We start from the raw sequence: 4846 nt of genomic DNA on the forward strand, positions 1-4846 counted from the left end.
GGGACCCGCCGCGGGCGACCGGAACCCGCCGTACGCGACGGAGACCCGCCGCGGGCGACCGGAACCCGCCGACATCCGGAGCCCGGGCCGGGCCTCAGCCGCGGCCGGTCGGCGTGACGAAGAGGTAGACGACGCTGCGCGCCGTGCGGTGCTCCTGCGCGTTCGTGAAGCCGAGCCCGCCGAGCGTGCGCCGGTCGGCGTCGTCGAGCGCGTCGGTCTGCAGCCGGGCGATCCAGAGCCGGTCGACGCCGTCGAGGCGCTCGCGCAGCACGACGGCGTCGTCGGCGTCCTCCAGGTCGAGCGTGACGTCGGTGAAGCGCCCCTCGGGGATGCCGCTGCGGACGAAGGCCAGGTCGTCGAGCTGGTCGAACCGTTCGGGGTACGCGTAGAGGGCCTGGCGCGGCCTCGTCGAGACCGTCCCGGTGGCGTCGAGCAGGAACGCGTCGCCTGGTCGGGCCTGGCCCTCGATGTACGTCGAGAGCTGCGCGAGGTCCGCACCGCCGCCCTTCGCCGCCGGCAGCCGTTGGGCGACCCAGGTCGGGGCGGAGGCCACGACGAGCAGCGCGATGAGGGCGATGCTGATCCACCGACGCCGGAACCCGGTGATCGCGACCGCGAGCAGCAGGGCCATGCCGGGCGACGACCACGTCACGATCCGCGCCTGGTACACGGGCGAGAGCACGATGCCGAGGACGAGCATGAGGCCCGCAGGGATCGCGGCCCAGAGCGCCCCGAGCAGCACGACGCTGCCGGGGGTGCGCGAGCGGTCCCGCAGGCGGGTGCCGAGCAGGATCAGCAGCACGACGGCGATGGCCGCCCACGCCACGGACGTCGCGAACCACGGCTCGACCAGCACGCTGTACCAGGTGATGTCGGAGCCCGTCGACGGGTCGTCGGCCGTCAGCAGCCTGGTCCGCTCGGAGAGCACGGTGCCGATCACCGGCGCCGAGGCGAGCAGCGCGGAGCCGGTCGAGATGGACCAGCCGAGGAGGCGGTGGCGGGCTCCCCGACGACGGCGCTGGGCCGGTGCGAGGACGAGGAACACCCCGTGCACGACGACGATCAGCCCGAGCGGGACGAAGGTGACGATCGCGCCGGCGAGGGCGGCCCCGTAGCCGATCCACCACCTCCTCTGGTGCCGGCGGGAGGCGACGAGCACCAGCACGGTGAGCCAGACGGCCACGGCCGCGGTGAGCGCGTACGGGCGTGCCTCGGTCGCCTCGAGCGTGAGGCGGGGCAGCACCGCCGAGATGCCGGCGGCGAGCAGGGCCGTGCGGCGGTCGGTGAGCATGCGCGTGAGCACGAGCACGCCGGCCGCGACGACGCCGACCGCGACCGCGCTCGGCAGCCGGGTGACGAGCGTGCTCTCGCCGAGCAGCCCCGTCCAGAAGTGCATGAAGACGTAGTAGGCGCCGTGCACGAGGTCGCGCTGATCGAGGAACCCGAGCAGGGCGGGCAGGGGGAGGCGCGCGGCCTGGAGGGTGGTGGCCTCGTCGCTCCAGTAGGAGGGGACCCAGGCGGCGGCGAACCCGACGACCAGCGCCGCGACGCCGGCCAGCAGCGGGTCGAGCCAGCGGCTGCGCGAGGGGACGACGGCCGGGTCGTGGCCGATGCTCACGCGGCTCCTGCCGACGCCGGGCCGATGGACGACGCCGGGCCCTCAGACGACACGGGTCCCGCCTGTGCGCGACCCTCTGTCGCGGAGGCCTGCGTGGCGGGGCACGGCATCGATCCGTGGACCTCTCGATCGTCAGTCGGTGCGGTGGAGGAGTGCGTGCTGTCGAGCATCTGTCCCGAGCGTATCGTCCTGGCGTCCAGGGCGGCTGGCCACGACGGCGGCCACGACCGGAGAGCGACGCAAGAAGCCCCCGGCTTGACCGGGGGCTTCGTGATGTGGCTGGACGCGGCGTCGATCCGCGGACCTTTCGATTTTCAGTCGAACGCTCTACCAACTGAGCTACCCAGCCGTGGAGTCCAGCTCGTGAGCTGGTCTCTCGGAGGGACGTGCCCTCCAGACGAGTGACTCGCCTTGGCGACCCTGACCGGACTTGAACCGGCGACCTCCGCCGTGACAGGGCGGCGCGCTAACCAACTGCGCTACAGGGCCAAACTGGTGTTTCTGATGGTACTTCTGGTGCTTCGTGCTGGTGATGATGCTACCTGGACCTGGTCAGAAGGAGAAACCGGAGCTTCTCGGTCGGACCGTGACCCCAACGGGATTCGAACCCGTGCTGCCGCCGTGAAAGGGCGGTGTCCTAGGCCACTAAACGATGGGGCCGAGTGGTCCACGAGGAACCACAGGCAACCGAGGAGCAAGCATACAGACCGGAGACCCTCCGCGCAAAACGGTCTCGACGGGCGCCGCGGCGGCCGCCGCTCGACACGACTCGCCGCCGGGCGCGACCTGCTGGCGGGTCGGCACGGGGCCGTCTACCTTCGACCTGTACTCCACAGTTCGTCGGTCGCGAGATCGGCGGACGATCGGACGGCTCGGGCCTCCCGGGCGAGCTCGACCTCGTGCACGACGAAATCGGAACCTCGATGACCTCCAGCCGCACCCTCCGGCACCGCGCCTCCTCGGCCCTCGCCGTCCACCTCGGCCCGCACGGCGCGCGTCTCGCCGCCGCCCTCGCGGCCGTCGCCTTGCTCGTCGGTGCCGGCGTCGCGTCGCCGCAGGCCGCCCACGCCGCGGACTACCCGTCCTGGGCCGACGTGCAGGCCGCCCGCGGCGACACGGCCGCGAAGCAGGGGGAGATCGACACGCTCCAGGCCCTGCTGACCCAGCTCGACGCCGATCTCGACGCGAAGAACGAGGACGCCCGGCAGAAGGGCGACGCGCTCCAGGCGGCGCAGACCGCCTACGACGACGCGCAGTTCCGCACCGCCCAGCTGCAGGCCCAGGCCGACGACGCCGCGAAGGTCGCCGACGCCAGCGAGGAGCGGGCCGGGCAGCTCGCCGCCCAGCTCGGACGGTCCGGCGGCAACGACGGCATCAGCAGCAGCCTCATCGCCGACCCGGGCGACGCGGGCCAGCTGCTCTACAAGCTCGGCGCGATGAGCAAGCTCACCGAGCAGGCCGACGGCATCTACTCGCAGGCCACGCAGGACAGGAACACCGCGCAGTCACTGAGCGACCAGGCCGCCGTCGCGGCCGCCGCCCTCGAGGAGCTCGCCGACGAGGCCCGGGTGGCCCTGGCCGCCGCGAACGAGGCGGCACAGGCCGCCGCCGACGCGCTCGCCGAGCAGGAGGACAACAAGGCCCGGCTGGAGGCGCAGCTCGCGATCCTGCAGCAGGACCTGCAGACCACCGAGGCCGAGTTCCAGGCCGGCGAGGAGGCGCGCAAGGCGGCCGAGGCCGCTGCGGCAGCCGAGGCGGCCAAGTACGGAAGCCCGACGAACGGCACCCCGGCCGGCGTCATCTCGAGCGCGGGCTGGACCCGCCCGTCCGGCGGCAACGTCGTCAGCGGCTTCGGCATGCGCGTCAACCCGGTCACCCACGCGTACGTGCTGCACGCCGGCACCGACCTGGCCGCCGCCTGCGGCACGCCGATCTTCGCCGCCACCGCGGGCACGGTCAGCTACGCGGGCTGGATGGGCGGCTACGGCAACTTCGTCCAGGTCGACCACGGCGGCGGCGTCAGCACCGGCTACGGCCACCAGGTCAACGGCGGCATCATGGTCTCGGTCGGCCAGCGCGTCGAGGTCGGCCAGCGGATCGGCACCGTCGGCTCGACCGGCAACTCGACCGGCTGCCACCTGCACTTCGAGACGCGGCAGGGCGGCGTCGCGGCCGACCCGGTCCCGTTCATGTCGGCGCGGGGCATCCGCCTCTAGCGGCCGCTGCGCTCCGGCCGCGCTGCGCGTCCTCGCGTCCCGGCCGGCCCCTCCTGCTCTCGTCATTCAGGAACCGCGCGGTCGGTTTGCCTGACGGATGCACCGTTCAGGACCCCGCGTCCTCTCCTCGCGAAGATCAGGACCGACGTTCCTGAATGAGGAGCAGAGACTGCGGGGCGGGCGGGCGCACGACGGGCGACGACGAAGGGCCCGACGCTCGTGCGTCGGGCCCTTCGTCGTGCAGGGAGGCGTGGGTCAGTGGCCCTCGGCCGCCAGCTTCACGATGCCGGCCTCGACGATGGCCTCGGCCTCGGCGGCGTCGCCCCAGCCCTCGGTCTTGACCCACTTGCCGGGCTCGAGGTCCTTGTAGTGCTCGAAGAAGTGCTCGATCTCCTTGCGGAGGAACTCGGGCACGTCGGTGACGTCCTGGATGTGCTCCCAGCGCGGGTCCTTCGCGGGGACGGCGATGACCTTGGCGTCGCTGCCGCCGTCGTCGGTCATGTTGAAGACGCCCACGGGACGGACCTTGACGCCCACCCCCGGGAACAGCGGGTAGTCGAGCAGCACGAGCACGTCGACGGGGTCGCCGTCGAGGCCGAGCGTGTTCTCGAAGAACCCGTAGTCGGTCGGGTAGACGAAGCCGGTGAAGAGCACGCGGTCGAGGTAGACGCGACCCGTCTCGTGGTCGACCTCGTACTTGTTGCGGCTTCCCTTGGGGATCTCGATCACGGCGTCGTACGCGGCCATGGGTGCTCCTGGTTCAGTCTCGGGGGCACGCCGACCAGGCCGGTCGGCGGCTGCCGGTAACGTTACAAGATGCCCGAGAGACCGCGCCTGACCCCTGCCGTCGCCGACGTCCGACGTGCCGTCCGCGCCTCCTTCGCAGGCCTCGCGACCGGCGACCTGGTGCTGGTGGCGCTGAGCGGCGGCGCCGACTCGCTCGCGCTCGCCGCGGCGACCGCGTTCGAGGCGCCACGGGCCGGGCTCACGGCGGGTGCGGTCGTCGTCGACC

Annotated in this window: 3 protein-coding genes, 3 tRNA genes and 1 pseudogene; 2 read left to right on the forward strand and 5 right to left on the reverse strand. The window is 72.6% G+C overall.

All coding sequences use genetic code 11. The annotated features are described in order from the left end of the window. Window positions 1–94: 94 nt before the first annotated feature. From RWM17_RS12260 to RWM17_RS12275, 4 genes are all read right to left on the reverse strand, one after another. The gene (locus RWM17_RS12260) at window positions 95–1618 is read right to left on the reverse strand and encodes a glycosyltransferase family 39 protein (RefSeq protein ID WP_314104051.1); all 1524 of its coding nucleotides are present in this window, start codon (window positions 1616–1618) and stop codon (window positions 95–97) included. A 276-nt stretch (window positions 1619–1894) separates the two neighbouring features. After that, window positions 1895–1967: transfer RNA gene (locus RWM17_RS12265), tRNA-Phe, on the reverse strand. A 63-nt stretch (window positions 1968–2030) separates the two neighbouring features. After that, window positions 2031–2107: transfer RNA gene (locus tag RWM17_RS12270), tRNA-Asp, on the reverse strand. 98 nt (window positions 2108–2205) lie between these two features. Beyond that, window positions 2206–2278 (reverse strand) — tRNA-Glu (locus tag RWM17_RS12275). Window positions 2279–2541: 263 nt separating this feature from the next. Between RWM17_RS12275 and RWM17_RS12280 the strand changes: the two genes are divergently transcribed. Continuing rightward, the gene (locus RWM17_RS12280; protein WP_314104052.1) at window positions 2542–3834 is read left to right on the forward strand and encodes a M23 family metallopeptidase; all 1293 of its coding nucleotides are present in this window, start codon (window positions 2542–2544) and stop codon (window positions 3832–3834) included. A 255-nt stretch (window positions 3835–4089) separates the two neighbouring features. On the opposite strand, the gene ppa is transcribed toward RWM17_RS12280, so the two are convergent. Then, window positions 4090–4581: an inorganic diphosphatase gene (gene ppa, locus RWM17_RS12285; protein WP_056057947.1), complete on the reverse strand. Its 492-nt coding sequence runs from the start codon at window positions 4579–4581 to the stop codon at window positions 4090–4092. A 69-nt stretch (window positions 4582–4650) separates the two neighbouring features. Between ppa and RWM17_RS12290 the strand changes: the two are divergent. After that, window positions 4651–4846, forward strand: a pseudogene (locus RWM17_RS12290) (tRNA(Ile)-lysidine synthetase); the annotation flags it as partial.

The sequence above is a fragment of the uncultured Frigoribacterium sp. genome (genome assembly GCF_963515265.1).
Classification (GTDB): Bacteria; Actinomycetota; Actinomycetes; order Actinomycetales; family Microbacteriaceae; genus Frigoribacterium.

Coding starts and splice junctions, on each gene's coding strand:
- ppa (WP_056057947.1), bottom strand. CDS start 4,581: ATGGCCGCGTACGACGCCGTGATCGAGATCCCCAAGGGAAGCCGCAAC.
- RWM17_RS12280 (WP_314104052.1), top strand. CDS start 2,542: ATGACCTCCAGCCGCACCCTCCGGCACCGCGCCTCCTCGGCCCTCGCC.